Origin of the sequence: Paenibacillus rhizophilus (assembly GCF_003854965.1) — a bacterium.
GTDB lineage: Bacteria > Bacillota > Bacilli > Paenibacillales > Paenibacillaceae > Paenibacillus_AQ > Paenibacillus_AQ rhizophilus.
Window position 1 is genome coordinate 162,015 of the sequence record NZ_RQPI01000009.1, and the last position, 16,981, is coordinate 178,995.

A 16,981-nucleotide genomic window follows, 5' to 3' on the forward strand; every position below is an offset into this window, starting at 1 on the left:
TGGATTAATGACTGTAAAGCTAGTTAGACCACTTGGAAAAATTAGCTTTACGTGACTTAAGGCACATTGTATAATACTAAGGTAGAATTAGGAATCTAGTATTGTTATGCCTTGAATTCATTTACCAGTTTCTGTGATACCCGTCACAGACATCATTTATACTTAACTTGCTCAACTCGGGAAAGGGGGTGCATCGGCTAATGAGTGACATGAGCTACCCAACTAAACAAGAATCTCAGTTCATGAATGTTCAAGGAGGAGAAAAAAAGGTTATGAAGAAAATTTTGTCCGTAGCACTGTCTACAGCAATGGCATTCTCGATGTTTGCCTCTGTAGCATTTGGTGAAACTGCAACAACCCCGCAAGCTAAATTCGACGCTCTGGCAGCGAAAGGTATCCTGAACGGATATCCGGACGGCCAAGCACATCTGGAAAAAGATCTGACTCGCGCTGAGTTCGCGAAGATCGTAACCAAACTGTTCAACCTGACTGAAGTAACCAACAAACTGTCTTACAAAGACAAAGGTTACAACGCGAAGAACTGGGCAGTTCCTTACATCGAAGCTGTTACTGCAGCTAACCTGATGCAAGGTAAAGATACTGTAAAAGGTATCTTCGACTATAACGGTAAAGTAACAGTTGAAGAAGTGGCAACAGTACTGTTCCGCGCTCTGAAACTGGAAGCTCCTACTACTACCGACAACAACGCATCGACATGGGCTAAAGGTTATGCTCAAGCTGTAATCAACAAAGGCCTGGTAGCAGCTAGCACGAACTTCAAAGGCAACGCTACTCGTTCCCTGGTAGTTGAAACTGCTTATGCTGTAAGCACCCTGTCCACTGTTCCAGTGGTTGCATCTGCTGAAGCGCTGAGCCCGACTAGCGTGCTCGTAACTTTCTCCGACAAAGCAACGACTACAGTTACTTTGACCGAAGCTCTGGTTGCAGGCGTTGAAAAAACAATCAACTTTACTTACAACGGTCATGACTACACAGCGAAAGTAACGCTGGCTGCTCCGAAAGTAGTTTCCGTAACTGCTCCGAACGGCAAGCAAGTCGTTGTGAAATTCAACCGTCCGGTTGACGCTAGCACTATTACCGAAACGGTATATGGCAACACTACTCTGGTTGACGGCGTAGTTAGCCTGACCAAACTTGGCGACGCACCTGCAGTAACTCCTAACATCGCTAACGTTGTTATTGGAGCCGATGGTACGGACGCAACTATTACTCTTGCTGGTTCTGAATATCTTGACGGTCAATATGCCTTCACGCTGACTGACGCTGTTAAGACGACAGCTGGAGAGAAAATCCCGGCTTATACACAACTGCTGAATGTTGACGACACTGTAGCTCCGGCTATTGTTTCGGTATCCGCAGTAGCTAAAGCTACAACAAACAAAGTAACGGTTAAACTGAGCGAACCAGTACAAGTTCTGGGTACTATCGCTTATGTTAACGGAGCTGCTGTGAATAGCATTGCTAACGGCGATTCCCTGGATGAACTGGTACTGACTACCGGTACGCTGGAAGCCGGCAAAACTTATGACGTATCCCTGCTTAACGTTAAAGACTTTGCAGGCAACTACATTTCCCCTAACCCAACTAAGACTACTGTAACGGTTGTTTCCGATACTGTTGCTCCTACGGTAGCAAGTGTAACGGTAACAGGCGAAAACACAGTTAAAGTTGTATTCAACAAGAGCATTGATCAGCTTTCCCTGAACGGCAGCATCCGCTTGCTGGACGCTAATGGCGAAAGCAAAGGCGCATTCATCGTAACCAAAAAAGATTCCAAAACTTACACGTTGACTGCTCCGGCATTCTCGTTCCCAAGCAGCGGCACATTCACTGGTACGATCGTATTCGGAACGAGCATCCGTGACTCCCTGGGCAATACACTGGCAAGCACGTATTCCCAAGCTGTTACCTTCACTAAAGATACAGCTGCTCCTACAGTAGTAAGTGCTACTTACGGAAGCGCTGGTCTGGTAGTTAAGTTCTCCGAAGACGTAACTGTTGCCGGAAATGCTATCACGCTGATCTCCGATGCAACTGGATTTGCAAATGGCTTCACTGTTTCCGACAGCACTTACTCTGTTGATGGCGCTACAGTTACATTTAAGAATGTAACAGGTCTGGCTGCCGGATCTTACACGCTGCGTCTGCCAGCAGGTCTGGTTAAAGATAAAGCAGCTGCTAAGAATGCCAACGCTGCAGTTGTTCTGCCTGTAACTATTACGACAACGACTTCAACTGATACCGACAAACCAGGTGCTAACAACATCAGTAATGCTGTAGTGGTAGGTACTGACCAAAGAGTAACGTTCGATGTATATGATACAACGGGCCTTAACCTTTCCACAGTACGTGATGTTAACAACTACACTCTGGGTGGCAAAGCACTTCCAGCAGGTTCTTACATCACAACTAGCTACAATGGAACAGGCAACCCAACTAATGTAACAGCTTCGCTGTACATTCCTTCTGCTTCCATCTCCTCGGCCGATGATCAAGATCTGGTGATCAACGGTATCAAGGATACTGCAGGCAACACTATTGTTCCTGTAGTGAAAACAATCAAAAACTTCGTTGATAGCGTGGCTCCGACTCTGTCTTCTGCCGCAGTATCTTCCGACATCTCCAGCAGATTGATCCTGACCTTCTCCGAGGATGTTAGCGGAGTGGACGCTGGCGATCTGAAGGTTGTTGTTAACGGAGTAGAAGTTTCTGCTGCTAACGTAGAGAAGCTGACAGGCGGAACTACTGGCTCCAGCAAGAAATGGGTTCTGAACGTACCGGTAGCTAAGGGTGACTACAGCGGAAACTCCGTCCTCTATGTTGAGAACGGTAAAGAAGCTGGTATTCAAGCAGACGAAATCATCGCTTACACTGGCGATGCTGCTGGCAACCTGAACCTGGCTGCAAGCTACGTTTACACCATCACTGTAACTGTCAAGGATGAAACTACAACTTCTATCGTTGACGGAGCTGGCAACAACATCACTAAGGGAACTACGGTTTCCGGTAAATAATAAGCTTCCTAACCGAAGCAAGAATAGCCTCTTCGGAGGCTATTCTTTTTTTATACCTACATTAGAAGGAGGAACTCCATGAAGCCGCTTTGGAAAATAACGTTTGCCGCTGTACTGCTGGCAGGCGGTATTTGGGCAGGTTCAATTGTCAGCAATACGGCGCAAGGAGCTGATGTCGGAAATCAGCCGGGAACTGCCGATGATCCTGTAGTTACCAAGAGTTACGTGGATCAGCAGATTCAAAAAGTGCTTCAGGGTGGCATAGTAACGTCTCCGGTTGCCACCAAATCCCCGTCGCCCAGTCCAACTGCAGCGGCCACTTCTACACCAGCCACTGCGAAACCAGCAGCAACAGCCACTGCATCTCCGGCACCTAATACGGGAAGCGGCAATGATAGCATTATTGTGGATGTGAAGCCGGGACAAACCTTAATCGCCTCTGCAGGAGCCGAATTTATTGTTAGAGCTGGCAAGGCCGTGATCTATTCTCAGGATTCAAACGGTGTAGCCGATCTGACAGACGGCCTTGATTTAACGAATGGCCAGTCAGCGCCATCCAACCATTTATTATCCTTTCCAAGGGATGGACGCGGAATTGCCGTACAAGACGGTCAAACCCTTGGATTAGTTGTTATGGTAAGAGGCGGGCATACTTTAAAGTAACCAACTAGTTGACACAGGGATGCATTTATAAAAGCATTGGCAGATTTGATTTGTTTTATACTGCCAAAACCAACAAACATTACTGCGACTGAAAGAAAGATGGCTGCACACAATAATCCTGTAACTTATACAACTATACAGGAGGTGCAGTTCATGGCCCGCAATAATCGCACGGTTGTTCCTGAAAGCCGGGAAATGCTGAAGCAGATGAAGTTCGAAATTGCAGCCGAATTTGGTCTTTATGGTCCCGTTCCTGGAGCAGGAGCGGATACGGAGTTTGCTTCCGAATTGGGATCGCTGGGAGGAGTTTCAGCAACATCCCGGACCCCCTATCTCGGACATATAACATCCCGGGATAATGGTTCTGTTGGCGGTGAAATTACGAAGCGGCTCGTCAAGCAGGCCGAGCAAGCCCTTTTCTTATAGAATAGAAGGGTGACAATCAGGCATGTAACAGAGGGGCTTTGATTGACACTGCCACGCAAATAAGTTAATATGACTTTTGAGGAAAACCGACCTTTTCCATGTGGAAAAGGTTGATTTTTTTGCCGGGTTAAGTAGTGAACTTATATGAATTTATATGCAAAATGAGATCGAATATGGGGACTGGTTGAGCAGTTTCTACCTATTATATAGGAGGTTGGATTCATGCCTATTAAAGGACGTCATTTGTTTACTTCCGAGTCTGTTACAGAGGGACATCCGGATAAAATTTGCGACCAAATTTCTGATGCGGTTCTGGATGCGTTCCTCACCAACGATCCCTACGCGCGCGTAGCTTGTGAGGTATCGGTAGCGACTGGTCTAGTTCTCGTTATTGGAGAAATCAGCACGAAGTCGGAGTATGTGGATATCCCGGCCATTGTACGGAATACAGTTAAGGATATCGGATATGTGCGCGCCAAATACGGCTTTGATTACAATACCTGTGCCGTGCTGACTTCGCTTAACGAGCAGTCCGCGGACATTGCCCAAGGGGTTAACGCGGCGCTGGAGCATCGCGACCCTGCTCAGGTTGCTGAAGAAACGGCCAATATTGGCGCAGGGGACCAGGGATTAATGTTCGGCTTCGCGACCAATGAAACGCCCGAACTGATGCCGCTTCCGATTGCTTTGTCCCACCGAATCGCCCGCCGTTTGTCCGAAGTTCGCAAAAATGGCACTTTGGATTATTTGAGACCGGATGGTAAAACACAGGTTACGATTGAGTATCAGGATGACAAGCCTGTACGTGTTGATACGATCGTCGTATCCACACAGCATGCGGAGGAAATTTCACTGGAACAAATCCAGAAGGATATCAAGGAGCATGTCATTTTGCCGGTGGTGCCCGATGGCTTGCTGGATAAAGAGACCAAGTATTTCATCAATCCGACCGGACGCTTTGTTATTGGCGGACCGCAGGGAGATGCCGGGCTGACCGGACGGAAAATCATCGTCGATACGTATGGTGGTTATGCCCGTCACGGCGGGGGCGCTTTTTCCGGAAAAGATCCGACAAAGGTCGACCGTTCCGCTGCCTATGCTGCGCGTTATGTAGCGAAAAATCTGGTAGCCGCTGGTCTTGCCGACAAATGCGAAATTCAGCTGGCTTATGCAATTGGCGTAGCGAACCCGGTTTCCATTAACGTCGATACATACGGCACAGGTAAGATTGGTGAAGAACAGCTTGTCGAGCTGGTGCGCGGCAACTTCGACCTTCGCCCTGCCGGAATTATTTCCATGCTGGATCTGCGCAGACCGATCTACAAACAGACCGCTGCTTACGGACATTTCGGACGCACCGATCTGGATCTTCCTTGGGAACGTGTGGACAAAGCGGCGCTGCTCAGGGAGCAGGCTGGTCTGTAATTTTAACAAGCGAGATGGATTTCATCTTACGGGAAATTTAAGAATAGGGCCTTTTGTGTGGAGAAGTTCTTAATGAACGGATTCCATACGGAAGGCCTTTTTGCTTGCCCGAAGTCTATGAAAGAACATTTTTTATGTCAATTTCGTAACTTTTTCGGTAAAACTTAGTCTATTAATTATGTAGGCGGAAAGCGGTGGGGGAATAAATGTGGATGGGAGAGTTACTGTGAATGAATAGTAGTTGTTCGTCGAACCAGACTAGAAAAGATAAACCAGGGAGCAATAAGAAATCCGTCGCCCCTAAATGGGTGGCTGCTTCACTCGCGGGTGTGCTGTGGATCATGCCTGTAATTGGCGGCGAGCTGCCGTTGTTTCAACAGGGATCTTCTTCAATAGTGGAGGCCGCTTCCACGTTCACGGCAACCAAAGTGAGTGAAGAAATCATTACTTCGGGCGCCACGAAGCTGAAATATAAATATACCGTAACGCGCTCCGGGAGCAAAGCAACTGGCCTGGCGGATATCGTCCGCGTTGATCTGAACAATCCTTACGTTTCCATTGACGTCATGACAGGCAAGAATGGAAAGTTAACCACGCGCCAGAGCACCGGCGGGATGGCCAAAGAGACGGGCGCGGTAGCGGCGGTGAACGGGGACTATTTCAATACCGGCGGCGAAGGTGCGCCGATTGGTGGCGAAGTATCCGGGGGGACACTGGTATCGACTCCATCACAGCTGAATGGACTTTATGCTTTTGCCCTAACGACTGACAGAAAGCCGATAATTGACCAATTCTCGTTCGAGGGAACGGTCACAGCGGCGGACGGCTCGCAGCTTGCTTTAGCGGGAATCAACAAAGGGGCATACAATCCGGAAGGCGGAGCGTCCACTTACAGTCATGTCAATGCAGCGTATATTTATACGGATGCTTGGACAGCGCTGGATCGCCCGAAAAACAGCTCGACTTCCCCAACCGAAGTGCTTGTCGAAAATGGAATCATTACTCAAATTTCGGCTAGAAATACCGCGCTGCCGATCACTGTGCCGGCGGGGGCCTTTATTTTGCGAACGCATGGAACGGCTGCACAGTTCGTCGCCGATCATTTGCAGGTCGGACAGCCTTTGGCAATGGCCTGCTCGCTGCGCTCGGCAACAACGGGCGAGACCGTCGATCCGGCGAGTCTGCAGATGATGATCGGAGGGCATACGATTCTGGTCGATAAAGGCAAAGCGGCAGCATTCTCCCGTTCCGTCAGCAGTATCGGCGGCTACCGTGCACGAACGGCGCTTGGGTATTCCGAGGACGGGCGCTACGCTTACATTGTCGCGGTGGAGAAGAATGACAGCAGCTCGGGGATGTCCCTGTCCGAATTGCAGTCCTTTATGACGAGCGTCGGCGTATATAAAGGACTTAACCTGGATGGCGGCGGTTCAACGACAATGGTCGACCGGCCGCTTGCCGAAACCGAGACAAGCCTCACGTTCGATACGGAATACGGCACAGAGCAGCGCAGCATTGTGAATGGGCTTGGCGTATATACAACCGCGCCGCAGGGTGAAGTTAAAGGAATCAAAATCAGCGGCAGCAGCATTCTGCTGATTGGCCAGAAAGCAGCCTATTCGTTGAAAGGCTACGATACGTATTACAATCCGATTGACGTCGCCTCCGGCAATCCATCCTGGAAATCAAGCAGCGGCAGTGTGAGCGTCAGCGGAGGCGAGGCTACGGCGGTGAAGCCGGGCACGGCTGCTCTGACCGCGACCAGCGGGTCGGTAAGCGCCTCTACGACGGTTACCGTGCTTGGCGGCGACGATTTGACCCGTTTGACGGCGGGAACGGAAACCGGTCCGCTGAAGGCGGGGACGGAGATTGCAGTGCCGATTACCGCGGCCGCGAAAAACGGATCTTCCATCAGCGTGCCGGATTCCGCGGTAAAATGGGAGTTTGTCGGCTTCAAGGGCAGCGTGCAGGGCGGCAAGCTGACCGTGAATTCGGTGAATCCGGGTGTGACGACCGGGTACGCCATTGCGCGTTACGACGGGTTCAGCACGGCGGTTGTTCTGACGACAGCTGCGGCAGTCCCATGGGAGGATTTTGAAAATGTGGCCTATCCGGTCGCTTTTACAACGAATGCCTCGGGCGTTCAGGGCACAGCTGCCATCACCACCAGCAGTGGCGATCACGCCGGGTCGAAGGTGCTGTCTCTTAGCTATGACATGACGGCGGGTACGGGTAAAATGTACGCTTACGCCCAGTTCAACGGCGCATCAGGCAAATCGGTTCCGGCGGCGGCAACCTCGATGTCGCTTGATGTGATGGGAGATCAGAGTCTGAATTGGCTTCGCGCCGAATTTACGGACGCCGGCGGAGCGACGGTCTACGTAGATCTTGCCAAAACGATCGACTGGACCGGATGGAAGACATTGGACATCGACCTATCAGGTTCAGGAATGAAGTTTCCGGTAACGCTAAAACGGATGTATGTCGTCAACGTCGAGGAAGGGCAGGATGAACGGGCCAAGACCGGCACTGTGGCATTTGACAACATTTCCTTCACGATGCCTTCGCTGTCCAGTGAGGCGGGATTGCCTACGGGAACGGCGGCCATGACGATCGGACAGAAGACGTTAACGGTAAACGGAACGAAGAAAGCCATTGATTCGGCGCCGCTGGTTCAGAACGGAACAACCTATGTGCCGATACGTTATGTGTTGGACGCTTTTGGCGGCAGCGCGTCCTGGGATCCGGCAACCCGGAAGATTATGGTGCTCCGTGGCTCCAAAGCGCTTGACCTTACTGTGAACAAGAAGGAATTTGTCCTAAATGGAAAGCGGCAAAGCGCAGAAGTAGCGCCTTTACTCCTACAAGGGAGGACTTTAGTCCCGCTTCGTTTAGTTTCCGAGCAGCTTGGACTCACCGTAAAATGGGAACAGGAAACGAAGACCGTAACGATCGAATCATGATATGTTAATATAAAGGCGTGCCTTTATATGATTCGACAGAAATGGGGCCATTGTCCGTGGAATTCCAAACCGATGCCATTGACCGCGTAATCAAGAATACGATTGACGTAATGGAAGACAGCAAGTATCAGATTTTTGAGATTTTGCAAGCTGCCCGCGAGGAGCTTGCAAATCTCAACAATGAACTGCACCAGGTTCGGCAGGAGACGGATGAAACGTTGCAAAAGGTGGATAAGCTGGAGGTGGATTACCGCCGGTCACGTATCCGGTTAACGGAGGTCAGCCGTGATTTTGTTCGTTATACAGAACAAGATATCCGAATTGCCTACGAGAAGGCGACGGAGCTCCAGCTTGAGCTTATGATGAGCAGGGAAAGAGAAGCTTATCTGAGAAACAGACGCGATGAGCTGCATAAGCGGGTTCGAAGCGTCGAGAACTCGGTGGAGCGGGCGGAATCGATCGGCTCGCAAATGAGTGTGGTCTTAAAGTATCTGACCGGCGAACTGGGACATGTAACGCGAATTGTCGAATCGGCAAAAAACCGTCAGATCATCGGTCTCAAAATTATTTTGGCCCAAGAAGAGGAACGCAAGCGGATTGCCCGCGAAATCCATGATGGCCCCGCTCAAATGTTGGCCAACCTGGTGCTAAGGACGGAAATTGTGGAAAGAATGTTCGTGAAGCAGGAATTTCGACTGGTACAGGACGAAATAGTAGATTTAAAAGGACAGGTGCGTTCAAGCCTGGAGGAAATGCGTAAAGTCATTTTTAATTTGCGGCCGATGGCATTGGATGACTTGGGACTTATTCCCACGCTGCGCAAGTATGTTCATGACTACGAGGAGAAGACTAAAATTCGGACCTCTTTTGAAACAAGAGGCAAGGAACACCGCCTTTCGTCAGCTATGGAAGCAGCCGTTTACCGGCTTATTCAAGAGGCGTTGTCCAATGTGGCAAAGCATGCTTGTGCCAGCTACGTATTGGTGGAAATTACATATCAGGCACAGTTGATTAAAATTGTTGTTAAGGATAATGGAATAGGCTTCAACGTACAGAGAATGAAAAAAGAGCAGATCGACAGGGAGAGCTTTGGACTGGTTGGGATGCGTGAACGCGTGGAACTGCTGGAAGGAAGAATGGAAATTGAATCTGCCGAGAACCAAGGAACCGCAATCATTATCCATATTCCAACGAACGTGGACAAGGGAAAGGAGTAATGTAATGGAGAACCTGAATTCCTGCAAGACACCCATTAAAGTGCTTTTGGCTGACGACCATCAGCTGTTTAGAGAAGGACTCAAACGTATTTTGAATATGGAGGAAGATATCGAGGTCATCGGCGAGTGCGGCGACGGCATACAGGTATTGGAGTTCTGCAACCAGACTAAACCGGACATCGTGCTGATGGACATCAATATGCCGATTGAGAACGGCGTGGAGGCGACGGAAAAATTGAGGGAAATGTTCCCCGACGTCAAAGTGATTATTTTGTCCATCCATGATGATGAAAGCTACGTATTCGAAACGCTGCGAAAAGGCGCCAACGGTTATTTGCTGAAGGATATGGAAGCCGAGTCGCTGATCAATGCGATCCGGTCGGTTTGCGAGGGGCATGCCTTTATCCATCCCAAAGTGACGGGCAAGCTGATTAACCAGCTTCGGCGGATGACTTACCTGAACGAAACGGGCGCGATTGCGGAAACTTCAGTGAAGGAAGCGGGAGTCAAGTTCGTGGCAGGGGACAACAATCCGCTGACCCGCCGCGAAGCCGAGGTGCTGCGACTGATGGCTGAAGGAAAGAGCAACAAGATGATCGGCGAATATTTGTTTATCAGCGAAAAGACGGTCAAAAACCATGTCAGCAGCATTTTGCAAAAAATGGAGGTTGACGACCGCACCCAGGCGGTTATCAATTCGATCAAATACGGTTGGGTAACGCTGTAAAATAGCCCCGAAAGCGCGTATCCGAAATTTTGCGCAAGTCACCTCTTCTCTTTTGCCGGCATATAGTGTTGGTATAAGAGGAGGTGCATCTCCATGATGGCCCAGCTAATCTGGATTGGAGCCGTATATGCATCTGCGGTAATGTGCGTGCATGCGCTTAAATTCCGCGAAAAGATGCAGGCGGCCCGTGAGACGGGAAAATGGCTTCACTACATTCTGATTGCCCGCAATCATGAATCTGTAGTGGAGGGGATCATCCGCGCGATGACGCTCCAGTCTTTTCTGACGGGGAAGCGGCTGCGGGTAACCTTTATGGACGACGGCTCAAGCGACGGGACGCTGCGGATTGTTTCCGGGCTGCGGGACGGCGGTTGTTCTCTGGATGTACGGATGTCGCGCGATGAGGACGGCCCTCTTCAAGAAGAGCGGAAAGCGCAGCCACCTTGGGGCGATAAAGATACCGTGATTGACTTGAGGCTGCCGGAGCATCCGATTCCGCTGCCGTTCATGCAGGCTGTAGGAAGCAGGGGATTTCAATCGAAGCGCGGCAGGATGTAATACAATATCGATTAATGGATTCAATTCCATATCGGAGTTCTTGGTGAAGCACACTTTCCTAAATGTGGGGGAGTGTGCTTTTTTGTGTGGATGTTTGAAATGAAGAGGAGAGACGCACATGAGAGCTGCAGTATATACGGTCAAACAAAGAAAAAGTTGGGGCGCGTATCTCTCCATTGATCCAAGGGTGGATGCCCTGTGGTGGAAGGGATGCCTAAACCGGGAGGACAGCGGGGAGGCGCCTGCGGCAGAAAAGCTGATATTCCTCGGAGCGTCCCTGCCGCTGGGCTGGGCGGTAAAGCTGCGGACGAGCTTCTTTTACCGGAGGGAGATGGAGCAATGGAGCGAAGCGGCTTGGACAAGCTATGCGCGGGCGGTTCTGGAAACGGAGCTGGATAATGAGCAGGATATTTTGCGGGCTGGCGGTGGAAGTGTGAGCGTCATGGGAAAAGAGCCTGGGCCGATTGTTGCGGGTCGACAGGATCTGCCATCTCTGCAAAAGCTGCTGGACTATGCAGACTGGATCGCCAAGGCGCTGCGGGGCCGCTCTCTGCTCGAGTCCGAAATGGAAGCGCTGCTGACCGAGCGCTGCCCGGAGATGCTCGGCTGCTGGCGGAGCGCGGCCCAGCTGGCGTATCTGCAGGGGCAGATTCGCCTGGAGGCTGCTGTAGGGGCGCAGCCTGCGGGGGGAGCGGGAAGAGGGGGAGGGGAAGGCGCTGGGCGAATAGGATGGAGGAAAGGTGCCGAAAGAGTGGGGCGCAGGGAAGGTGCCGGGCAAGTGAAACGCCCGGGCAGCATGCTCGCCAGCGCCGCGCGGCTGCCGGCCCTGCGCGGCAGGCTTGCGCGGCGCTTCGCCGCCGCGCCCGCTCACCCGCGCTGCCTGCGCTGCGGCAGCGCCGCCACGGGCCGCACGGCCTGCGCCGCGTGCGGCCTGGCCGGCTGCGCCTACTGCGAGGCCTGCCTCGCGCTGGGGCGCAGCCGGGCTTGCGCGCTGCTGCTGCGCGGCGCAGCGCTTCCGGCCGTGCGGGGCACGGCCTCCATGGACCCCGCCGGGCTGCAGCGCCGGTGGGGCTTAAGCGCGGCGCAGGCGGAGGCCGCCGGCGCTGCGCTGGGGTTTCTCGCGGAGCCGCGTGCGGGCTCCGCCTCCGGCCGCCCCGAGCGGTTCCTGCTCTGGGCGGTGACGGGAGCGGGGAAGACGGAGATGATCTTCCCGCTCCTTGAAGCCGTGCTCGCCGCAGGCGGGCGGGCGCTCGTGGCGACGCCGCGGCGCGACGTCGTGCTGGAGCTTGCGCCGCGCCTCGCTAAGGCGTTCCCGGCGGAGAGCATCGCCGTGCTTTACGACGGCAGCCGGGACCGCTGGGCTGAGGGCCGGCTGGCCCTCGCGACTACGCATCAGCTGCTGCGGTTCTACCAAGGATTCGATCTGGTCATTATCGATGAGCTGGATGCATTACCATAGATACCAAACTACACACGATTAATTGAATACAACACTCTCGATAGAGGCAGGAATGAACTTCCCTTTCTTTCCATGAGCCTTATCCACAGGTGTGTATAACTTTATTTCCTTGAATATATCCAAAATCAAATCATGCTTATCTTTGTCTTCCATCAGCGGCCACAACTCCGGAAGATCATAAATGATATCACTTGGCGCTGTGAGCGATTCTGAGGACATTTCAGGCATCTTCTCTAGTTCAGCCATGATAATGTCCTCATTCGCTTTTTCGTCGGCGTTATGCTCTCTGAGTTCGTCCTGAGATATGAGATCATCTGCATACATGCGCTGCCATTTCTTACGTCGCTCTCTAACTTTCTGAAGCTCCTTATTCAGATCATCACGCAGCGATTCGTTTGGATCTTCCTCCGCGGTTACGGATATCTCCCGAATAACATTATGGTCAATCGTTAATTTACCTTCGATCCATTCCATTAGTAATTTTTCTACAAGCTCCTGCCGAAACATCGGCATGGTGCATCCTTTACCTGTTTGCCGGTTGGCGCAGATGTAAGATGTTATTTTGTTATAGCTTCCGTCTTTCCGCTTATTCTGATGATACCTACCTGACATCTTCGATCCGCACTTACCGCATATTAAAACACCGGAAAACCAATATTCCCTCGATTTAGAGTATCCGTCGAATGACCGGCGATGCATTTCTGCCTTATGCTCTTCGTATTCCTCCCAGGTGAACAGTTTTTCGTTGTCGGATTCCTGCACGATAAGATCCACAACGCCCTCCTTCTTGCGGCTTGCATATTTCCCGTTAGACTTCTTTGTTCCATACCGCAGCTTACCAGCATAATATGGGTTGTCCAAAATGTACCATACCGGGAAGGCGCTCCATTTAAACCCTCTACGGTATTTCCCCATGCCGTTAAGCTTAATGGCTATGGCCTTTATTCCGTCGCCTTCCATGTAAAATCTGCGAAGCAACCTGATCTGTGCGGCCTCTTCTTCAACTAGCTTACCGCTTTTATCGTATCCAAACGGAACGGGTCCACCTGGTCGCCGTCCCTCCATTACCATTTGTTCCATACCGAACCGTACGCGCTCTGCTGTGTTCTCTCGCTCCCACTGAGCGATATCTGCAACCAGACGGATAAATAGCCTTCCTGTAGCTGTGCGCGTCTCAAACGACTCTGTGCAAGATTGGAACTTAACTGAGTGCGCTTCGAACATCTTCAGCAGATGGTCGCAGTCATTAGATGACCTAGTCATGCGGTCAAGCTTGTACACCAAGACAACATCGAACAGTTTCTGTTTCACATCACCGATCATACGTTGCATCTCAGGCCGTTTCAGGTCCTTTGCAGACCATCCGTCATCTATGTATACCTCAGTTACTTCCCAGTCCTGAGAGTCCGCATAGGCCAGCAGACGGCGCTTCTGCGCGTCAATTGAAAATCCCTCGTTCGCCTGTTCATCCGTGGAAACCCTGATATAGATTGCTGCTTTCATCCTTGTCACTCCTTAGTCTCTCTATGCCTGTATTGTAGGTGAGGTACAGCAAAAAGACCATACCCATATTTAGGTACGGTCTGATATAATAGGCGAGTACAACGGCATAAGGGCGGTCGGCTAGTCTCCCGGAAGGGAGGTGATGCCCGTGGAGGTGAAAGACACACTAATGTTGATGATTCAATTTTCAACGCTGGTGATTTTGATTCTTTCCTTCAACAAAAAGAAATAGACCGCCCCGACCAAGGATAGCGGTCTATCTTTGACCCAGTTCCGAGCCGACCGCTCTTATAGCGGGTTGTACATTGGAGTCGTGTTAGCGCACGGCTCCTTCTTTAGTTTATCTTAGCATAGGAGGGTTTATGCATCAAGGTATTGTGAACTAAACTTATTACTTTGCTGAAATGATTGTCCCATTTATTTCTCCCTCTATTCGATCAATTTCAGCTTGATAATCTCTAAGCCCACCTTTATATCCTACATAACTTACTCTTGCCATTGTAACAGGATCACTTGTTACTCTTTCATTAAATATTTCACTCCTAGATTTACCTTCCGTTACAAAAAAATTATCTGGCGTGTCTTTGCTTGCATTCATGAACATGTCTTTTATGTTATCTGATGAAGAAAGTAAGTAATTATAAAGATTTTTATATTGAATATTTGTACTCCATTTATCTGAATTTTTTTTAATACTATCATTCAAATTCTCTGCTTCAATCAATTTAGACTTAGCTTCTCCCTGATCTAAATTATATAGAAATGTGTCATAACCATTTCCTAACTGTTTCAACTTTATGTATATTACATCAAAATCATTTTTAAATTGGTTGAATTCTTTTATATCATTCTCTTTATTTAGAGAAATTTCTGCGCGCTCCTTTAGGGAAATTGCATCTTTATCATTTGGCTCTTCTATCAACGCCAAATCGAAGTAATTAATCGCATCTTCAAACTTTTTATCAATCAACGCATCTTTACCATTCCTCATATATTTGTCAAATGAATTTTCAGCACAAGAAGTGATAAAAAAAGCAACGAACAACAAAATTATCATTTTTCTCATTAACGCATCCACCTTTATTATTTTCGCATCGGCTGCGGAATTTGCTATACATTTATTTCTCGGCATTTCCCACGAATTACTTTAATTTACTTGGTATATTTTACGCAATGATAATATCATCTCTCCTGTTTAATATGGTAATAAATACTGAAGACAGGAGCAGGCATGAAAATACCGGTAGTACGCAGCATAACAACAGGGGATCAAGACAAGGATTTTGTCGAAATAGACCTTGTCAAAGATGTGAAATTTATTTCAAAGAGCAAAAAAACGAATAATTCTGCTGATGTCCTCGAATATCACACCTCATTTGGTTCATTTTACTCTTTAACCACGCTTCATGAAGCCAAACTTTCCTACCTAAAATACGGCTTCCAATCCTTTGATTCTTCCACACTTGTAAATGTAAGCAAGATTAAGGAAACTATCCCCTTAGATAAAGGCACTAAAATCGTCTTTACTGACAACAGTTACGAAACCGTTCGTAAGAAGCTTAAATAATATGTATTGTCAAGACACTTAAATGGGGGTGAGGGTCAGTTTCAACCCCTTAATTCGACATTTTGTGACAGTAAATATCTGTTATTCTAGTTTTACAGAAATAACCTCAATTACTTTTTTAGGAATAGTGGATTGTAAATACATATTTGTGCAGGGTGTGTTAGATTTATCAGACGAGTCATAAATAGCGCTACCACTTCACTAGGTAGTGAAGTTCTCGCCGGGTCGGAGCAGCAAATGCCGCTCATTACCTACTGCTTAACAAAATCATAGAGATCGTCGATATAGCAACCAATGGCCTTTGCGATCGTTGCTGCCGTAGCAAGCATCATTACTTTCCGATTGTTCGCATAATCGGAAATTGCAGATTCACTAATTCCAGTAACTTCGCTTAACCATTGCTGGTTTCTCTTGATTTCTCTAAGCCTTTGTTTCAGTAGGCATCGACCAGGTTTGTAGCCCATGATCGTGCCTCTCTTTTACAATTATGCATTTTATGGTTTTACAAGAACATTCGTTCGCACTATAATAAAAATGCAAACGAGAAATGCGACGCAAACAGGAGATGACTTAAATGACAGAAACAGATGAAGCAAAAATTGATGTTAGAGTATTCTTCCAGGACATTTCCGATTTGCCAGAAGAATTAAAAAATAGAATTAATTCTTTTCTTTCAGCTCTCGACGAGCGGAAATCACGCCTCGAGCGATAGCGAAGAATTCTATTTTTTCTTCTTTTGTTAGTTTCATTCCATCGTAATACAACTCAACTTCATTAATTAAATTTTCGTCAGAAAGATCAATACTTACTTTGGCATCTCCTGAAAATGCATTTAAAAAATCAAAGAATTGTTTATTAGTCTTAATAACATCGTCATTGTCACCCATGAATTCTTTTAACATTTCTATTTTCTCGAACAAGTTTAATGAATTTATGTAGTCTTCAAAAGATTTTTTAGTTGTTAATCCTAATTTATTTCTATCTTCTTCATTAAAATCTTCGTATTTAAACGTTTCTTCTACCATATCATTAACTAAATCTATAAATGTATCATCCACAATTGGTTGTAAGTCTTTAGGGAATTTGTCTTTTACATCTTCTATATATCCAGCTCTAACCATCAATTCATCATAATCTACACCTAGAGGCTTCGATAACTTTTGAAGTATATCTGGTGATGGTACCCCCCTATTCCCCCTTTCGACTTGTGAAATATACGAGTGAGAAACTCCTGAGTAAGTATCTAGTTGTCTAATTGTTAATTTTCTTTCTTTCCGCTTATCCCTCAAATATTTTCCAAATTCTACATTATTCAATTGTAACCACCTCTTAATATAGTATAGACACAATTGCAAACATAATAAAAATAAAAAATAAAAAAGTGGTTGCAACTGTGATCAAAATGGAGTATGATTTGTTTACAAAAGGAAACACACAA

At 48.4% G+C, this 16,981-nt stretch carries 14 protein-coding genes and 1 pseudogene; 11 read left to right on the forward strand and 4 right to left on the reverse strand.

Annotated features, from left to right (window positions below):
• Nucleotides 1-200: 200 nt before the first annotated feature.
• The 9 genes and pseudogenes from EH198_RS16215 to EH198_RS25500 form a co-directional block, all read left to right on the forward strand.
• Nucleotides 201-3,035, forward strand: a complete 2,835-nt coding sequence (locus EH198_RS16215; RefSeq protein WP_124696556.1) for an S-layer homology domain-containing protein — start codon at nucleotides 201-203, stop codon at nucleotides 3,033-3,035.
• 78 nt (nucleotides 3,036-3,113) lie between these two features.
• A complete protein-coding gene (locus EH198_RS16220) occupies nucleotides 3,114-3,698 on the forward strand; it encodes a hypothetical protein (protein ID WP_124696557.1) in 585 nt (194 codons plus the stop codon).
• A 153-nt stretch (nucleotides 3,699-3,851) separates the two neighbouring features.
• A complete protein-coding gene (locus tag EH198_RS16225; RefSeq protein ID WP_124696600.1) occupies nucleotides 3,852-4,124 on the forward strand; it encodes an alpha/beta-type small acid-soluble spore protein in 273 nt (90 codons plus the stop codon).
• Nucleotides 4,125-4,346: 222 nt separating this feature from the next.
• Nucleotides 4,347-5,549 (forward strand): methionine adenosyltransferase, encoded by a 1,203-nt coding sequence (gene metK, locus EH198_RS16230; protein WP_124696558.1) that lies wholly within the window; start codon nucleotides 4,347-4,349, stop codon nucleotides 5,547-5,549.
• Nucleotides 5,550-5,779: 230 nt separating this feature from the next.
• Nucleotides 5,780-8,512 (forward strand): stalk domain-containing protein, encoded by a 2,733-nt coding sequence (locus EH198_RS16235; protein WP_124696559.1) that lies wholly within the window; start codon nucleotides 5,780-5,782, stop codon nucleotides 8,510-8,512.
• Between the two features lie 56 nt (nucleotides 8,513-8,568).
• Nucleotides 8,569-9,729: a sensor histidine kinase gene (locus EH198_RS16240; RefSeq protein ID WP_124696560.1), complete on the forward strand. Its 1,161-nt coding sequence runs from the start codon at nucleotides 8,569-8,571 to the stop codon at nucleotides 9,727-9,729.
• A 4-nt stretch (nucleotides 9,730-9,733) separates the two neighbouring features.
• Nucleotides 9,734-10,456 (forward strand): response regulator, encoded by a 723-nt coding sequence (locus EH198_RS16245; RefSeq protein ID WP_124696561.1) that lies wholly within the window; start codon nucleotides 9,734-9,736, stop codon nucleotides 10,454-10,456.
• A gap of 93 nt (nucleotides 10,457-10,549) precedes the next feature.
• On the forward strand, nucleotides 10,550-11,014 hold the full coding sequence (locus tag EH198_RS16250; RefSeq protein WP_124696562.1) for a glycosyltransferase family A protein: 465 nt from the start codon (nucleotides 10,550-10,552) through the stop codon (nucleotides 11,012-11,014).
• 838 nt (nucleotides 11,015-11,852) lie between these two features.
• Nucleotides 11,853-12,470, forward strand: a pseudogene (locus EH198_RS25500) (DEAD/DEAH box helicase family protein); the annotation flags it as partial.
• A 21-nt stretch (nucleotides 12,471-12,491) separates the two neighbouring features.
• Here the strand turns inward: EH198_RS25500 and EH198_RS16260 are convergent.
• Nucleotides 12,492-13,976, reverse strand: coding sequence for a recombinase family protein (locus tag EH198_RS16260; RefSeq protein ID WP_124696563.1), 1,485 nt, complete (start codon nucleotides 13,974-13,976; stop codon nucleotides 12,492-12,494).
• A 142-nt stretch (nucleotides 13,977-14,118) separates the two neighbouring features.
• Between EH198_RS16260 and EH198_RS25505 the strand changes: the two genes are divergently transcribed.
• Entirely contained in the window at nucleotides 14,119-14,208 is a 90-nt protein-coding gene (locus tag EH198_RS25505; protein WP_221621534.1) for a putative holin-like toxin, read from the forward strand.
• Nucleotides 14,209-14,367: 159 nt separating this feature from the next.
• Here EH198_RS25505 and EH198_RS16265 read toward each other — a convergent pair whose 3' ends face one another.
• Nucleotides 14,368-15,042, reverse strand: coding sequence for a hypothetical protein (locus EH198_RS16265; RefSeq protein WP_124696564.1), 675 nt, complete (start codon nucleotides 15,040-15,042; stop codon nucleotides 14,368-14,370).
• Nucleotides 15,043-15,207: 165 nt separating this feature from the next.
• Between EH198_RS16265 and EH198_RS16270 the strand changes: the two genes are divergently transcribed.
• Nucleotides 15,208-15,543 (forward strand): hypothetical protein, encoded by a 336-nt coding sequence (locus EH198_RS16270; RefSeq protein ID WP_124696565.1) that lies wholly within the window; start codon nucleotides 15,208-15,210, stop codon nucleotides 15,541-15,543.
• Between the two features lie 251 nt (nucleotides 15,544-15,794).
• On the opposite strand, the gene EH198_RS16275 is transcribed toward EH198_RS16270, so the two are convergent.
• Together EH198_RS16275 and EH198_RS16280 are read right to left on the reverse strand one after the other, a co-directional pair.
• Nucleotides 15,795-16,007 (reverse strand): helix-turn-helix domain-containing protein, encoded by a 213-nt coding sequence (locus tag EH198_RS16275; protein WP_124696566.1) that lies wholly within the window; start codon nucleotides 16,005-16,007, stop codon nucleotides 15,795-15,797.
• A gap of 195 nt (nucleotides 16,008-16,202) precedes the next feature.
• On the reverse strand, nucleotides 16,203-16,859 hold the full coding sequence (locus EH198_RS16280; protein ID WP_185702922.1) for a helix-turn-helix domain-containing protein: 657 nt from the start codon (nucleotides 16,857-16,859) through the stop codon (nucleotides 16,203-16,205).
• Nucleotides 16,860-16,981: the final 122 nt, after the last annotated feature.

Coding starts and splice junctions, on each gene's coding strand:
- EH198_RS16215 (WP_124696556.1), top strand. CDS start 201: ATGAGTGACATGAGCTACCCAACTAAACAAGAATCTCAGTTCATGAAT.
- EH198_RS16220 (WP_124696557.1), top strand. CDS start 3,114: ATGAAGCCGCTTTGGAAAATAACGTTTGCCGCTGTACTGCTGGCAGGC.
- EH198_RS16225 (WP_124696600.1), top strand. CDS start 3,852: ATGGCCCGCAATAATCGCACGGTTGTTCCTGAAAGCCGGGAAATGCTG.
- metK (WP_124696558.1), top strand. CDS start 4,347: ATGCCTATTAAAGGACGTCATTTGTTTACTTCCGAGTCTGTTACAGAG.
- EH198_RS16235 (WP_124696559.1), top strand. CDS start 5,780: ATGAATAGTAGTTGTTCGTCGAACCAGACTAGAAAAGATAAACCAGGG.
- EH198_RS16245 (WP_124696561.1), top strand. CDS start 9,734: ATGGAGAACCTGAATTCCTGCAAGACACCCATTAAAGTGCTTTTGGCT.
- EH198_RS16250 (WP_124696562.1), top strand. CDS start 10,550: ATGATGGCCCAGCTAATCTGGATTGGAGCCGTATATGCATCTGCGGTA.
- EH198_RS16260 (WP_124696563.1), bottom strand. CDS start 13,976: ATGAAAGCAGCAATCTATATCAGGGTTTCCACGGATGAACAGGCGAAC.
- EH198_RS25505 (WP_221621534.1), top strand. CDS start 14,119: ATGCCCGTGGAGGTGAAAGACACACTAATGTTGATGATTCAATTTTCA.
- EH198_RS16265 (WP_124696564.1), bottom strand. CDS start 15,042: ATGAGAAAAATGATAATTTTGTTGTTCGTTGCTTTTTTTATCACTTCT.
- EH198_RS16270 (WP_124696565.1), top strand. CDS start 15,208: ATGAAAATACCGGTAGTACGCAGCATAACAACAGGGGATCAAGACAAG.
- EH198_RS16275 (WP_124696566.1), bottom strand. CDS start 16,007: ATGGGCTACAAACCTGGTCGATGCCTACTGAAACAAAGGCTTAGAGAA.